Origin of the sequence: Pseudomonas sp. WS 5021, from assembly GCF_012985535.1 — a bacterium.
In the GTDB taxonomy this organism is placed as follows: Bacteria; Pseudomonadota; Gammaproteobacteria; order Pseudomonadales; family Pseudomonadaceae; genus Aquipseudomonas.
On record NZ_JAAQWP010000002.1, the window covers coordinates 298,707 to 313,865 of the forward strand.

13 protein-coding genes are annotated in these 15,159 nt (G+C 61.7%); 7 read left to right on the forward strand and 6 right to left on the reverse strand.

All coding sequences use genetic code 11. The annotated features are described in order from the left end of the window. Positions 1-16: 16 nt before the first annotated feature. The gene (locus HBO19_RS07715; RefSeq protein WP_170057424.1) at positions 17-1,345 is read left to right on the forward strand and encodes a D-arabinono-1,4-lactone oxidase; all 1,329 of its coding nucleotides are present in this window, start codon (positions 17-19) and stop codon (positions 1,343-1,345) included. A gap of 68 nt (positions 1,346-1,413) precedes the next feature. After that, positions 1,414-2,625: a DSD1 family PLP-dependent enzyme gene (locus tag HBO19_RS07720; RefSeq protein WP_170057425.1), complete on the forward strand. Its 1,212-nt coding sequence runs from the start codon at positions 1,414-1,416 to the stop codon at positions 2,623-2,625. A 56-nt stretch (positions 2,626-2,681) separates the two neighbouring features. Here the strand turns inward: HBO19_RS07720 and HBO19_RS07725 are convergent, their stop codons facing one another. Then, positions 2,682-3,620 carry a transporter gene (locus tag HBO19_RS07725; RefSeq protein ID WP_170057213.1) on the reverse strand — a complete coding sequence of 313 codons (939 nt, stop codon included), beginning with the start codon at positions 3,618-3,620 and terminating at the stop codon, positions 2,682-2,684. Between the two features lie 217 nt (positions 3,621-3,837). On the opposite strand from HBO19_RS07725, the gene HBO19_RS07730 reads away from it, so the two are divergent. Beyond that, positions 3,838-4,875 carry an AraC family transcriptional regulator gene (locus HBO19_RS07730; RefSeq protein WP_170041262.1) on the forward strand — a complete coding sequence of 346 codons (1,038 nt, stop codon included), beginning with the start codon at positions 3,838-3,840 and terminating at the stop codon, positions 4,873-4,875. A gap of 57 nt (positions 4,876-4,932) precedes the next feature. Beyond that, positions 4,933-5,754, forward strand: coding sequence for an aldo/keto reductase (locus HBO19_RS07735; protein WP_169953085.1), 822 nt, complete (start codon positions 4,933-4,935; stop codon positions 5,752-5,754). Between the two features lie 37 nt (positions 5,755-5,791). On the opposite strand, the gene HBO19_RS07740 is transcribed toward HBO19_RS07735, so the two are convergent. Both HBO19_RS07740 and HBO19_RS07745 read right to left on the reverse strand, forming a co-directional pair. After that, entirely contained in the window at positions 5,792-6,130 is a 339-nt protein-coding gene (locus tag HBO19_RS07740) for a DUF6388 family protein (RefSeq protein WP_169953087.1), read from the reverse strand. A gap of 32 nt (positions 6,131-6,162) precedes the next feature. Then, positions 6,163-6,375 (reverse strand): hypothetical protein, encoded by a 213-nt coding sequence (locus HBO19_RS07745; protein WP_346266482.1) that lies wholly within the window; start codon positions 6,373-6,375, stop codon positions 6,163-6,165. Positions 6,376-6,807: 432 nt separating this feature from the next. Between HBO19_RS07745 and HBO19_RS07750 the strand changes: the two genes are divergently transcribed. The 3 genes from HBO19_RS07750 (at position 6,808) to HBO19_RS07760 (ending at position 11,439) form a co-directional block, all read left to right on the forward strand. After that, positions 6,808-8,910: an EAL domain-containing protein gene (locus tag HBO19_RS07750; protein WP_170057214.1), complete on the forward strand. Its 2,103-nt coding sequence runs from the start codon at positions 6,808-6,810 to the stop codon at positions 8,908-8,910. A 478-nt stretch (positions 8,911-9,388) separates the two neighbouring features. Beyond that, positions 9,389-9,898, forward strand: a complete 510-nt coding sequence (praB, locus tag HBO19_RS07755) for an alkane oxidation protein activator PraB (RefSeq protein ID WP_169953093.1) — start codon at positions 9,389-9,391, stop codon at positions 9,896-9,898. Positions 9,899-9,996: 98 nt separating this feature from the next. Continuing rightward, positions 9,997-11,439, forward strand: coding sequence for an outer membrane protein transport protein (locus HBO19_RS07760; protein ID WP_170057215.1), 1,443 nt, complete (start codon positions 9,997-9,999; stop codon positions 11,437-11,439). Positions 11,440-11,613: 174 nt separating this feature from the next. On the opposite strand, the gene HBO19_RS07765 is transcribed toward HBO19_RS07760, so the two are convergent. The 3 genes from HBO19_RS07765 to nirJ form a co-directional block, all read right to left on the reverse strand. Continuing rightward, the gene (locus tag HBO19_RS07765; protein WP_170057216.1) at positions 11,614-13,074 is read right to left on the reverse strand and encodes a cytochrome D1 domain-containing protein; all 1,461 of its coding nucleotides are present in this window, start codon (positions 13,072-13,074) and stop codon (positions 11,614-11,616) included. After that, positions 13,071-13,904: a uroporphyrinogen-III C-methyltransferase gene (cobA, locus tag HBO19_RS07770; protein ID WP_170057217.1), complete on the reverse strand. Its 834-nt coding sequence runs from the start codon at positions 13,902-13,904 to the stop codon at positions 13,071-13,073. The genes HBO19_RS07765 and cobA overlap by 4 nt, the downstream gene beginning before the upstream one ends. A 67-nt stretch (positions 13,905-13,971) precedes the next feature. Further along, on the reverse strand, positions 13,972-15,150 hold the full coding sequence (gene nirJ, locus HBO19_RS07775; RefSeq protein ID WP_169953103.1) for a heme d1 biosynthesis radical SAM protein NirJ: 1,179 nt from the start codon (positions 15,148-15,150) through the stop codon (positions 13,972-13,974). Between the last annotated feature and the right edge of the window lie 9 nt (positions 15,151-15,159).

Genomic DNA, 15,159 nt, shown 5'->3' on the forward strand with positions numbered 1-15,159 from the left:
CGGCGCGTTCCTGGCAATCAGCAGCAACCCGGCGCTGGCCCAGTTGGCCCGGGCGCCGCGCTTGATCCCGTGGCGCAACTGGTCGGGTGCACAAGCCTGCCTGCCCCTGGAGCGCCTGGCGCCCAAGGACCTGGATGAGTTGGTGCAGGTCATCCGCCACGCCCCGGGCAAGGTCCGCCCGGTGGGTTCGGGCCATTCATTCAGCGCCTTGGTACCGACAGATGGCACGTTACTGTCGCTGAGTTTTTTCAATGGTTTGCTCGATCACGACCCCGGCAGCCTGCAAGCCACCTTTGCCGCCGGTACGCCCATGTCCCGTATGGGGCCTGCGCTCAAGGCGGTCGGCCAGGCGCTGCCGAACATGGCGGATATCGACTACCAGACCCTGGCCGGCGCCATTTCCACCTCGACCCATGGCACCGGGGTCGGTTTTACCTCGTATTCCGCCGGTGTCACCGGCCTGCAACTGGTGACGGCCCAGGGCGAGGTGCTGGAGTGCGACGCTGGGCGTGAGCACGAGGTGTTCAACGTCGCCCGTGTGTCCCTGGGCGCGCTTGGCGTGGCCACCCGCGTGCGCATGCAAAACCGCACGCCTTACCGCCTGCGGGAGCGCCAATGGATCGCCCGCACCGAGGAGCTGTTGGAGGACGTGGCAAACAACACCCGGGAGAACCAGCACTGGGAGATGCTGGTGGTGACCCATTCCGACTACGCGTTGTCCATCGCCCTCAACGAAACCAGCGAAGCCCCGACCCCGCCAATCGACCCGGCAGAGGTGGGCGGCAATGAGTTCGTGTCGATAATCGAAAACCTCGACAAATATGCCAGCGACTTCCCCGCAACCCGCCGCACACTGCTCAACAGCCTGCGCTATTTCGCCAGCTTCCAGGACCGGGTGGCCGAATCGTTCGAGGTCTACGCCAACGTGCGCAATGTGCGTTTCAACGAGATGGAGTATTCGGTGCCCGCCGAACATGGCCCGGCCTGCCTGCGGGAAATCCTCAAGTTGATCCGCGACAAGGACCTGCGTACCTGGTTTCCCATCGAGTACCGCTACGTCAAGGCCGACGATATTCCCCTGAGCATGTTTGAAGGCCGCGACAGTTGTTCGATCTCGGTGCACCAGCACTACACCATGGACCATCACAACTTCTTCGCTGCGGTCGAGCCGATCTTCTGGAAATACGCCGGCCGGCCGCACTGGGGCAAATTGCATAGCCTCAATGCCCGCACCTTGCAGGGCCTGTATCCGCGCTGGAATGAGTTCGCGCGGGTGCGCCAGGCCCTCGATCCCGGCGGCAAGTTCCTCAACGCGCACCTGTCATCCATCCTGGGAGTTGCCTGATGAACCGCAGAAACTTCATGGCCGGCACCCTCGGCGCCGGAGCCTTGCTGGTGGCGGGCGCGGCGCTGCTGCGTCCGGCTGATCGGGGCGCGCCGTACAGCGCGTATTTTCGCCAGTTGAACCACCAGCTCAAGGCCCATGGGCCGATGCGTCCGGTGTTGCTGATTGACCTGGATCGTCTGGATCACAACATCGACATCGTGATGCAATCAGTGCGGCGCGGCGGCAAGCACCTGCGGCTGGTGGAGAAATCCCTGCCTGCGCCGGGGCTGTTGGCCTACATTGCCCAGCGCGCCGGCACACAGCGCCTGATGTCGTTTCACCAACCCTTTCTGAACCATGATGCCCAGGTGTTCCCCGACGCCGATATCCTGCTGGGCAAGCCGTTGCCGGTGCGTTCTGCCGAGCTGTTTTATCAAGGGCACCAGGGGCCTTTCGACCCCGCCCGGCAATTGCAGTGGCTGCTGGATACGCCACAGCGCCTGCAGCAATACCTGGCGCTGGCCCAGGGCCTGGGCACACGGCTGCGGATCAATATCGAGCTGGATGTGGGCCTGCATCGCGGCGGTATCAGCGACAACGCAGTGCTGGGGCAGATGCTCGGACTGATCAGTGCGCATCCCCAGCATCTGGAGTTTGCAGGGTTCATGGGCTATGACCCGTTTGTCGGCATGGGCGTGCCGGGTATCCTGGGCTCGCCCCAGGCGTTGTTCGACAAGGTCATGCAGCGTTACCACGGTTTTGTCGACTTTACCCGCCAGCAGTTTGCCGCGTTGTGGCGTGATGGCCTGACGCTCAATACCGCTGGCAGCCCCAGCTATGGGATGCATGAGCAGGAGCAGTTGAGCAGCGAAGTCTCTGTGGGCACCGCCATGCTCAAACCGACGCATTATGATTTGCCCTCCCTCAGCGAGCACGTCCCGGCGGCCTACATCGCCACGCCGGTGCTCAAAAGCACCGGCGCGGTCAACATCCCGGCGCTGGATGACAAGTCCCGGTTGTTGTCTTGGTGGGATCGCAACCAGCGCGCGACGTTCTTTATCTATGGCGGTAACTGGATGGCTGAGTTCGAGTCGCCCCTGGGGCTGCAAAGTAATGGCTTATATGGCCGCAGCTCCAATCAGGAGATGGTCAATGGTTCGCCGGGGGTTGGCTTAAACATCGACGATCAGGTGTTCTTGCGCCCGACTCAGACTGAGTCGGTGCTGTTGCAGTTTGGCGATCTGCTGGCGGTGCGCGGCGGCAAAATTGTCGACAGCTGGCCGGTCTACACGGGTTGAAACTGCGCACGCCTGTGTAGGAACCGGCCTGTGGCAAAGGCCTTGTTGCAGGGCGGCTACAACGCAAACGGGATCGTCAACTTGGCCCACAACATGTCGCCTTGCGGCCGGTTCTCTACATCAAATTCCTTGGCCCAGCGGATCTCCGCACTGGCGTACTTGAGAAAGGTGAAGTACACCGCCGGCCCCACCGCAAACACCTGGCCCCGCACCCCATCGTCGACGTCTTCGCCGTAGATAGTGGTGACAGTGCGCCCGTACTGCTTATCGTCAGTCGTCTGCTTGAGATAGTAGCCATTGATGCCCAGGCTGACGTTGTCGCTCACTTTGTAGCTGGCCGAGTAGTCGAAGTGGAAAATCTGCCCGGAGCGGTAGTCGGTGTCGTGGTTTTCCTGGTTGAAGCTGTAGGTGGTCTTGATCGACAGTTCAGTGCGCTCGTTGGGTAGCCATGTCACCGACACCAGCGGCTTGTAGGTGTAGAAGTTGTTGCTGGTGTTGGCCAGGCGCGAGGCATCGTACTCACCGGTAGGCACAGTGATTTCCACGGCGGCGCCCAGGGTCAGGTTTGTGCCCAGGTCCCACAGGATGATCGGCGCGATGGTGGTGTCGCCCATGCTTTCGCGTTGGTCCGACATGCCGAACAGCGCCACTTGTTGCTTGAGGTATGGCTGGGCAATGTAGCCGCCCAGCCGCCCGCCAAACACCCGCAGCGGGCTCAGGTAGTCCAGGCGCGGGATGATCGCGTCCGAGCGGATCTTTACCTGCGCTACTTTGCCCCCCAGGGAGCTGATGTCCAGTTTCGTCGCTTCATAGTGGTTGTAGTAAAGGTTGAAGGCGAACATGTGGTCCGGCAGGTGATCGACATCCAGGGGCAGGATGTAAAAGCCATCGGTACCGGTACCGATATTGTCCACGCCGCCCTCCGTGGCCAGGGTCGGCAGGCTGATAAGGGCCAGGGCAAGGGGCAGGGGGGCAAGCGCGCGGGTTGGGTTCATGGCTGGGCTCATTATTATTGTTGGAAGGTCGGCCCTCACCGGGGCCTGGCCCATACAAATAAGCCCTTGGCGCCCCAGTGGGCAGGGTATTGGCGGCCACATAAGGGGGCTTTGCCGGACACCGCTCATTCAGAGTGCGGCGAGCCTTGCAAGCACCTATGATTGTCAGGATGTTTCTAAAACAATAACCGGGCATAGAGTCGGGAATCGCAGATCCATGCACAGCAAAACCGTTGATCCACACTACGAATTGGCGCTGGTGTCGCCTTTTCTCCTGCAGACCCTGGGGCAGGTCGTGGCGCAGAAGGGCGCCAATGCCGAGCATCTGTGCCGTGGCCTGGGGTTTACCCTGGCCGACCTGGAAGACCCGGCGCTACGCATTTCCTATCGCCAGGCGGTGGCGATGATCCAGCGTGCCCTCAAGATCCTGCCCGAGCAGGGCCTGGGCCTGTGTGTCGGCAATCAGAACGTGCTGGGCACCCTGGGCCTGCTGGGGCATGTCATCTCGTTGTGCAAGACCTTGCGCGATGCCTTTGCCGTGGGCGAGCGCCACCAACACACCTCCGGCGGTATCGCCACCTCACGCACCCATGAAGGTGCGCAGGAGGTCATGGTGGATGTCGAATGCCTGTTGCCCTATGCCGAGGTCCAGGTGTTTGCCGCCGAGGAGTTCTTCGCCAGCCTCATGATCTACGGTCGCACCCTGGTGGGCAGCGAGTTCAAGCCATTGCGCATGGAATTCATGCATGCGCCGCCGGTGTATGCCGGCGAGTACCAGCGTTTGTTCGGTGACGATGTGCGCTTTGGCTGCCTGCATAACCGCATGGTCCTGGAGACCCGGTGGCTTGATGTGCCGTTGCCCAACCACCATGCCCTGGCATTGCGTCAGGCCCTTGGCCTGCTGGAACTGGAAAGTGCCGAACTGCACCGCAAAATGGACCTGATCCAGGCGGTGGAGCGCGCCATTTCCCGCGACTTGCAGGGCAGCCAGCTAGAAAAAGTTGCCCGTGACCTGAACATGAGCGGGCGCACCCTGCGCCGGCGCCTGACCGACCATGGGCTGACGTTCGAAGCCTTGCTCGAACAGGTACGTCGCTCCCGCACCATGGGGCTGCTGGGCAACCCCGGGTTGTCCATCGAGCGTATTACCCAAGAGGTCGGCTACAGTGACGTACGCAGTTTTCGCCGGGCGTTCAAGCGCTGGACGGGGCTCAGCCCCAGTGCGTTTCGGGGCATGCCCACGGATTTGCATTGAACCCCGCAGCCCGCTCAGTGCCACATTAGGGCAACGCACACTTATCTGGAGGTTGGCATGCGCACCATCGATCTGGCGGGTACCCCGGTTCCGGTCATCGGCCAAGGCACTTGGCGTATGGGTGAAGACCCTGGACAGCGAACGGCACAAGTCGCTGCGCTGCAACTGGGCATCGACGAAGGCATGACCCTGATCGACACCGCCGAGATGTACGGCGAGGGCGGTGCTGAAGAAGTGGTCGGGCAGGCGATCCAGGGGCGCCGCGAGCAGGTGTTCCTGGTCAGCAAGGTCTACCCCCACAACGCCAGCAAAGCCGGGATTCCCCGCGCCTGCGAAGCCAGCCTCAAGCGCCTGGGTACCGACCACATCGACTTGTACCTCCTGCACTGGCGCGGGCAATACCCCCTTGCAGAAACGGTTGAAGCCTTTGAACGGCTGCGTGACGCCGGCAAAATCGGGCGCTGGGGTGTGTCCAACTTCGACGTCTCGGACCTTCAAGAGTTGGCATCACCTGCCTGCGCCACCAATCAGGTGCTCTACAACATCGAACAACGCGGCATCGAGTTCGACCTGTTGCCCTGGTGGCAACAACACAACCTGCCGTTGATGGCGTACTGCCCAATCGCCCAGGGTGGCCAGCTGCTGGCCAGCCCCACCCTCAAGCAGATTGCCCGTCGCCATGGGGTGACACCGGCCCAGGTTGCCCTGGCGTGGGTATTGCGCCAGGACGGCGTTATCGCCATCCCCAAGGCCGTAACCCCCGAGCACGTGCGCCTCAACGCGGCGGCGGCCAGGCTGGTGCTCGACGAGCATGACCTGGACGCCATCGACCGGGTATTCGGTGCGCCGATACGCAAGCATCCGCTGGCAATGGTGTGATGTCGCGACGCGATGCCGTTTTCGCTGCCCGCAAAGGTTACCCGCTACGGTCAGCCAGGCCATGTAACTGACAGTACTCAGCCCACTCCAGGCCTGCCATCTGGGCCACTTCCTTATGCACTTCCAGGCGCTTGGTCTCGAACTCCTGCGGCGACTGGCTGATCAGCTGCAGCGTCAGCTCCCAGGCGAACAGGTTCTGCGCCTCGGCCTCGGCCTCAAAGGCTTCGTGCAGGCGTTCGGCACGGTATTGGGCCATGGTTTCGCGCTTGGCCTGGGCGGCCAAGGGGTTCAGCGTGTCCAGTTCGGCGCGCAGCTCGGGGCGCTGCTCCAGGAAAATATCCAGGGCAAGCCGAAGGTTTTCGCCAGGTTCAGACAAGGGGTTACTCCAGCAGTACAGGTTGCCCGACCTCAGGACGAGGCTTGTTCGTAGCGGCTCTTGCGGCGGGCGCGTTTACGCAGGCGATTGGCCGTCCACTGTTGCAGCGGATCGAGCATAAAGAAAAACAGGTACGCAGCGAGCACCAGGGTCAAGTCGACCCAGGTTTTGCTGATAGGCCCTTCGACGGCTTCGACCGCGGCCTTGATCAAAAACAGTACGGCGACCCCACACAACCAGAGCACTACAGTGAAAACCAGAGGTCGTGCGCGATTTGAAATCCTGCGTTGCATGTTCAATACATCTCCCTGAGATCCCTGGGGCAGTCGGCGTAGCGACCCCTTGGGTGTAAAAGTGGTCCGTGGCTCGAGTCGTTCGATACCGGCCTGGGGGTCGACAGACCCACGAAGCTGATGACCTGTGCGGGCTGCAGTTGGTTCCGAAAACCTGCTCCAGACGCGTGGGCGCAAGGCCCGTAAGCGCACTATTGTTTCAAAAAGCGTAGGAAATTACACCCTTGTCTGCACGCCAACTGGCCCCGCAAGACGGCGCATCGCCGCCAGACGCGGCAAAGTCCTTTCATTTTCGCGGCCTGCACGTGTAGCGTTAAGCCATCGTTGAAGACTCTGGTCGAGGGGCTGGCCCCGCTGGGATGGCCCCAGGGCAAGGAGATAATCATGGCGCAAACGCTGTTCAAACTCTTCTTCACCCGGCGCCTGGCGGCTTTGGCGAGCACAGAGTCGCTGCGGGCCATCCGCGAAGGCTTGCTATGGATCTTGCCGTGCCTGCTGGTTTCGGCAGGGTTCCTGCTGTTGTCTGAATGTGCGCGTATCCTCGATTTTCCCCCGCCGCTGGTGGCCTTCCTGGCGGGCCTGCATGCCAAGATCAGTTCAGTGATGCCGCTGCTGGTGGCGGCTTCCATCGGCTATATGCTGGCGATCCAGCACCGCTTGCCACAGTTGCCGGTGGCCTTCCTGTGCCTGGCGCATGTGGTCATTGCGACCTTTGTCCTGCGCGATTATCCACGGGCGTCGGCAACCTTCGTTCTGTTTATTGCTATTGCTTCGCCACTGATCAATGTCCCGGCGATTGCCTGGCTGCATCGGTGGCGCTGGACCCGCCTGGTCAACGAAGACCTGGTGGGGCACAACCTCAAGGGCACCGTCAACATGGTGGTGCCAGGGGCAATCACCGCATTGCTGCTGGTGGTGATCTTGTCGTTGCTGTTGCAGGTACCCCATGTGGTGCAGTTCCAGGGCCCGGTAATGCTTGATGCGTTGCAGTCGCCTTATGGCAGCGGGATGTTTGTCACGGCGATCAACTCGCTGCTGTGGTTTTTTGGCATCCATGGTGTGTACGCGATGCAACCGCTGTTTGACGCACTGGACCAGGCCGTGGTGCTCAACAGCACGGCGCTGGCGGCGGGGGAGCCGATCCTGTACCTGTTGAACGGCGGCCTGCTGGGCTGCTTTGCCTTTATTGGCGGGGCTGGCGGTTCCCTGTGCCTGTTGCTGGCGATCCTGCTGTTTTCCAAGACCCAATCCATGCGCCTGCTGGCAGTGGCCAGCCTGCCGCTGTCACTGTTCAACGTCAGCGAGGTGTTGCTGTTCGGCTTGCCGATCATCCTCAACCCGCGCCTGTTCATACCCTTTTTAGCCGTGCCGGTGATCAACACGGTATTGGCGTTACTGGTGGTGCAGGCCGGCTGGGTATCGCCTGCGGTGGCCAGCGTGCCATTTACCGCGCCGGTGCTGCTCAATGCCTACTTGAGCACCCAGGGCGACCTGGCTGCGGTGGCGTTGCAACTGGTGCTGCTGGGCTTGGGCACGCTCGTCTATGCGCCCTACGTGCGCGCGATCCATCGCCAGGCGCAAGAGGGCGGTACGGTTTACCTCAAGTCATTTGACATGACCTTTCACGGGCTCGAAGAAAAAGGCCGCCTGCTGGAACTGGACCCGGTGCTGGCGTCGCACAAGGCGCTGGCACGCCAGGCCATTGAATTGAGCAGGATCCAGCAGATCAGCGACTACGAGTTCTACCTGGAGTACCAACCCCAGGTGTCCTCCCTGACGGGCCTGTGCACTGGCTGCGAAGCACTGATGCGGGCCCGCGATGGCCAAGGCAAGGTGCATTCGCCCTGGGAGTTCCTCCAGTGGCTGGCCCAGGCCCGGTTGATGCCTGACGTGGACTTGTGGGTCGCCTCCCAGGCCGTACGCCAATACCTGAAGTGGCAGAAAATCGGCTTTGCGCTGCCGATCACTATCAATGTCTCCAGTGCCACCCTGACCGCCCCGGCGTATGGCCGGCAACTGGTGCAAATCCTGTCCCAGGCCAACGGCCAGGTGTCGGTGGAGATTACCGAGGATGCGCTGGTGGGCGACATTCAGATGACCCGGCAGATGATCGAAAAACTGCAGGGCATTGGGGCCAAGGTCTATATCGACGACTTTGGCACCGGGTTTTCCGCGCTGAGTTATCTGCACCAGTTCCCGGTGGACTACATCAAGATCGACCGCAGCTTTGTCGTGGCCCAGCAGGACCCCAAGGGCGCCCAGGTATTGATCGGCATGTTGCGCTTTTGCGAAGCGCTGAACCTGGGAGTGGTGGTTGAAGGGGTGGAAACGGCCGAGCAATTGGCCTTCGTGCAGTCGGGCAGGGGCCACGCCGGGGCAGAGCTGATTATCCAGGGCTGGTATTTCAGCAAAGCATTGCCCTGTGACGGGGTACAAGACTTTGTGCGCAAATGTGCGGCCAATGGTAATGCGCAGGCCGGCGTATAAGTCCTTCTACATATAACCCACGTATTGAAGTGTCCGTTTTAATGGGGCTTCCTACTGCATACACAGCTAATTCGTAGGACTAGTCGCAAATGGAAAATGCCCTCTGGTGTGCGGCGTTTTTTCAGGTAGATTATTTAATACGAATTTTGAAAAAGAATTTTAAATTGAAACTTACTTAATGGCTGTGTCCTTGCTCAGTGTCTATGCCTTGGTTTTTAGTGCGGCAGGCATGGCAGTTGAGGCGCGCAAGGATTTTAAGTTACACCTGCGCAAAGTTTGGCTTTTAGTGATCTGCCGATTAATCATTACGGCGGACTCAATGCGGCTTTGACTCGGGAAGTTGTTGCTTAAACAAGTGTAAGTATATCGTTAGTTGAATTTGAATTTGGCTGGAAAGAGCGTCTTGCGGTTTACCGTGGGCGCTTGATCATGGCCATTATCCCGGCGACTTAGTTCGCTATTTATGTGAGGAAAAATAATGAAAAGCTTGAAGACCCTCGTTTGTATAAGTTCCTTTGCTCTGCTGTTTGGCGCAGCTTCCATGGCCAGCGCTGTGTCGATCACCCCGGAAGGCCCGTTTACCACTGATCCAGGCACCATTGTTGTAACGTCGCCATCTTCCCTGGGAGCTCCCATTTCGTGCGGCATCGTGTTCGGCGGCAATGTCAGCGGTGGTGTCGCCACCGTGACGTCGGCCACGTTGACCGGCGGTGGCCTGTGCAATCTGCCGAAGCTGAAAAACATTCCGTCTCCTGGCTGGGTGTTGACCGCCACCAGCTATAACGCGAGCACCGGCACCGGCACTGGCACCGTGTCAAACGTGGGCTGGACCGTGGCATTCCCGGCATCCAACTGCGGCGCGGGTACGTTGAATGGTGAATGGGACCAGGCGACCCGCACCCTGACCGGTAAAAACCAACCGCTGTCCGGCAACTGCGCCGTCCAATCCCTGAGCGTCAGGGTGCCGACGCTCAGCGTAGGGCCGTGAGCAACTCACTCTCTGGTGCAAAGGGCTGATCACCCGTGAAAGGCAGGCGCCTCGATAGAGGCGCCTGTTGTACGGCGGATAACAAAAAGGAGTCGAGCATGAGTGACAAGAAGCAGCAGGCCCGGGTATGTCTCGGCCTGGCAATGTGGGCTGGGCTGATGGCCGGGGGCAGTCAGGTCCAGGCGGGCGCATTCATGACGCCGACGGCCAGTACTGCCGGCTGGGGGCGGGCGTTCGGTGGAGGGGCGATGTTCCAGAACGATCCCTCGGCGGCCTACAACAACCCGGCGGCGATGGCATTCATTGACCAGAGCATCTCGCAGTTCACCCTCAACTACGCCGACATCGACATCAAATACAAAGGCTCGGCACATGACTACATGGGCAATCCGGCGTCCAGCACGGTGTTCGACCCGGACACTGGCCTCACGACGTCCACCCCCCGTACCGGCAACGGTGGCCAAGGCGGCTTCGACGCCTGGGTGCCGAGCGGCTTTGTGGTGATACCGCTCAACGAGCGCTTTGCCTTCGGCCTGAGCCAAGTGGTGCCCATGGGCGCACGCACGACGTGGGACGAAGATTGGAAAGGCCGCGACTTTGCGGTGGACACCAAGATCGAAACCGTGGGCCTGACCGGTTCGTTATCGTTCAAGGTCAATGAGCAGTTTGCCGTGGGCGGCGGTGCGATTGTGCAGCACACCAAAGGCTTCGTGAGCCAGAACGTCGACCTGTATGCCGCCGCCGCGCAGTCGCCGGACCTGGGCAACATTCCCTTTCCGGCGGGCCAGGGCAGCGCCTTGATGCGGGTCAAGGTCGACAACACCTCCCTGGGCTGGTTTGCCGGCATGGCCTGGAAGCCGACGTTGCACGACACCTTCGGCCTGAACTACCACGCCAAGATCAGTAACAAGCTGGAGGGTAAATACAATATCCATGCCGATGCACTTTCCAGGGACCTGATGACCACCCCGGTACTCGATGGCAAGACCCTGGTCGAACTGGCCTATCCGGGCCTGCATCTGTATCCCGGTGGTGCCAATGCCTCGGCACAGTTGGACATCCCGGCCAATGCGTCCCTGGACTGGGTCCACCGGTTTTCTGAGCGCTTGACCCTGGGCCTGAGTGCCACCTGGACCCAATGGTCATCGTTCAAGGCGCTGACCTTGAAGTCGGATGGCAGCACCCTGGTATCGATTCCGTACAACTACAAAAACACCTGGACGTACGCCATCGGTGGCGACTACGCCCTCACCGACGAGTTCACCCTGCGCAGCGGCGTGGCATTTGACCAGACCCCAACCCCCAACTCCACCCGCGACCCACGGATCCCGGATGGTGATCGGGTATTTGCGTCCCTGGGTTTTGGCTACCACATCCGGGCGATTCCGGGCTTGAGCATCGACGGCGCTTATTCGCGGCAGTTTGTGCAAAGTGTCAAGCTCAAGACCAAGAACATTGACCGTCTTGGCGCCGCGTCGCTAGAGGGAAAAGCCCAGATCAAAGGCGAAGTGCTTAGCCTGGGCGCTACCTACGCCTTCTGAGCGAGATCCCCTGCGAGCACGGGCTAGCCAGCTCCTACAGTGGGTCGGTGGTGTGGCCAAACTTCTGTGCCCGGCACAGATCCCCTGTGGGAGCGGGCTTGCCCGCGATAGCTGCAGCCCACTCACCATCCCTCTTGGCGGGTACACCGCTATCGCCAGTCACCCACCCCCATATCAATGTGAAGTCCCCTCAGCAAACTCGATCTTGTTCCCCACGTTGTACTTGCCCGAAGGCTTGTTCATGGGAATCCGCTTGACCTCCTGCAGCGTCTGGCTGTCATACACGATCAACGCACCCTCGCGATCCCAGATGCTCAACAGCAGGTAACGCCCATCCCGGGTGAACTCCACGTGCGCCGCCGTCTTGCCCGGCATGGGCCGCAAGGTGTGGGCGATTTCCAGGGTCTGCTTGTCGATCAAGTGGATCGAATCATTGCCGGGCGCAAAAAACACATCACTCCACACATAGCGCGAGTTGCTGTGGCTGCGCATAAAGAACCCCGGCCCGAGGGTGGGGATCTGTTTGATCAGCTTCCAGGTCTTGAGGTCCAGCACCGAGATCTGCCCCTTGCTGATATTCGGCGTGGCAAACACCCACTGCCCGTTGCGCTGCCAGTAAGTCCCCGAGCCTAGGTGCGGCATGCCGGCCAGCGCAATGTCGGTGACCACCTGCCCGGAATCGAGGTCGATCACTTGCCCGCCGCCGGCCTTGCGCGAGGTGGCGAGCAGTTGGCGATAGTCAGGTGAAAAGGAAAAATCATCGAGCACATCCTGGGCCTGGATGCGCCGGGGTTCGAAGCTCGGGCTGGGCGCCGCATAGGACAACTCCCAAACCTCATTCACATCCTTGAGGGCGACGATAAAGCTGTTGCGCGGAGGAGCGGTGTACACCGCGCTGACCCGCGAGTTTGTCGGTAAGGTCTTGACCAGCGACAGATCGCGCGCATCCAGCACCACCAGGTTGCCCGGCAGGTAATTGCCCACCAGCACCCAGCGCCCGTCCTTGCTCACCGCGAGGTTGCGGGTATTGAGCCCGGCGCGGACCTCGGCGATCAGCTTGAGGTTGTGCAGGTCATACAGGCTGATCCAGCCGTCGCGCGAAGCAAAGTACACAAAACGCCCGTCCGGAGAAAACTTTGGCCCGCCATGTACGGCAAAGTGCGAGGCAAAGCGGTCGAGCACTTCAAAGCGATCACCGTCGAGAATATCGATGTGATGGTCGCCGGACTCCACCACCACAAACAGGTTCAGCGGGTCGGCGTGGTGTTGCGGGGTGCTCGGCAGTTGGCTGAGGTCGGCCAATTGGCGATGGCTGCTACGGATATCCTGTTCGTTCCAGGTCGCGGGGGTGGCCGGCGGCTGTTGCAGAAAACTCACCAGGGCGTCGATCTGTTGCGCCGTCAGCAGCGGCGCGAATGCCGCCATCTGGCTGGCCGGGCGGCCGTGTTCGATCACCTGGCGCATCTCGGCCGGCTTGATTCGCCCCAGGCTCTCGGGCAACAACGCCGGGCCGCTGCTGCCGACCCGGTTGAGGCCATGGCAGCTTTGGCAATGCTGCTGGTAATCGGCGGCGGCATCCGGTGCGCCGTGGGCGGCGCTGGCCCAGAGCAGCGGCACCAGCCACAGGCGTTTCATACCGCCACCCTGGACGCCGCGAAGTGGCCGGGCACAAGGCTGGCGGGGTAGTGCAGGGCGGCGTCGGCAAACAGGTCGACCACCTGCCCGATCACCGTCAAGGTCGGCACGCCGGGCTCGCACATCAGCGCCAGGGCTGGCAGCAGGCGCAGGGTGCCGCGATGCACCTGCTGGTCGGCGCGGGCGCCGTTGCAGATCAGCGCCGCTGGCGTGTCGGCGGGCAGGCCGGCACCGATCAGGCGCTCGGCGATCATCGCCAGGTTCGACAGGCCCATGTAGAACACCAGGGTCTGGCTGCCGTCGGCGAGGCTGTCCCAGGGCAGCTTCAATTCGCCGTCGCGCTGCAAATGCCCGGTGACGAAGCGGCACGAGTTGACCAGGTCACGATGGGTCAGCGGGATGCCCGCATAGGCGCTGCAACCGGATGCCGCCGTGATGCCGGGCACCACCTGGCACGACACACCTTGCGCCAGCAGGTACTCCAGCTCTTCGGCACCGCGGCCAAACACGAACGGGTCGCCGCCCTTGAGCCGCACCACCCGCTGCCCCTGCTGGGCCAGTTCGGCCAGCAGTTCGTTGATCTGCGCCTGGGGCAGGCTGTGATAACCGCTGGCCTTGCCCACGTAATGCCGGGCGCAGGTCAGTGGGATCAGGGCCAGCAGATCGGCACTGATCAGGCGATCGAACACCACCGCATCGGCCTGCATCAGCAGGCTCCAGGCGCGCAGGGTGAGCAGGCGCGGGTCACCGGGGCCGGCGCCGACCAGGGCGACTTCGCCGGGGTGGAAGGGGCTGTGCAGCACGGAGGGTAATGCGTGGGATGAGTGCATGAGACTTCCTTGGTTCATCATCAGGTTGGCGGCCCCCGGTTGTGTCACCAGGTGGCCGGCCGGGGGTTCAGCGTGCCGAGCAAGGAATCAAGGTGGGCGGTGTACGGGCGATCTCTGCATCGCTGAGGTAGCAACCGGGGTCCGGGCCCCAGAGGTCGCCGTCGGCCCAGGCGCGGGTGCGCGTGTTGCCGTTGCAGATCCCCAGCCAGCGGCACTCGGTACAACGGCCACCGATCTGGCGTGGGTATTGGCGCAGGCGCAGCAGCAACGGGTCGGGGCGCTCCAGCCAGATCTCGCGGAACGAGGTGTGGCGCACATTGCCCACCGAGTATTGCCACCAGTAAGTGTCCGGGTGCACTTCGCCGGTGTTGTCGATATTGGCAATGCCGCTGCCCGAGGCATTGCCGCCCCAGGCATGCAGCAGGTGTTCAAGTTGCGGGTAGTGTTCCGGCAGGTGCTGGTGCACCCATTGCAGCAGCAACACGGCGTCGGCGTCGTTGTTGCCGCTGACAAAATCACTGGCCACGCCATTCTGGATGTCGTCCCAGGCCTGCTGGAAAATCATCAGCATGGCCTCGCGGCTCATCTGCTGGTGCGCGTCCAGTTGCCGGCTGCGTTTGCCGCGCCCACTGTAGTTGAGGTGCGAGAGGTAAAACTTCTGCACATCGTATTCACGCATCAAGGCCAGCAATTGCGGGAGCTGCGCGTGGTTTTCCTGGGTCAGGGTCGTGCGCAGGCCGACGCGGATACCCGCCTGGCGGCACAGGTTGATGGCGTGCATCGAGCGCTCGAAACTACCCTCGCACTGGCGGAATGCATCGTGGGTGGCCTTCAAGCCATCGATGCTGATGCCCACATAGTCAAAGCGTGCGGCGGCGATCTGCTGGATGTTGCCTTCATCGATCAGCGTGCCATTGCTCGACAGCGCAACAAAAAAGCCCTTGGCACGGGCATAGGCGCTGAGTTGGAACAGGTCCTCGCGCAGCAGGGGTTCGCCGCCCGAGAGAATCAACACCTTGACCCCGGCCTCGTGCAGGTCATCGATCACCTTCAGTGCGGCCTCGGTGTCCAGTTCATCGCGGAACACGCTGTCGGCGCTGGTGGCATAGCAGTGCTTGCAGGTCAGGTTGCAACGGCGCAGCAGGTTCCAGATCACCACCGGCGCGCGCTGGCTGCCCGGTTTGGCGCTGCGCGGTGGTGGGCATTGGCCGGCCAGGGTGCGCAGGTAATGACTGATCCTAAGCATAAGATGTTC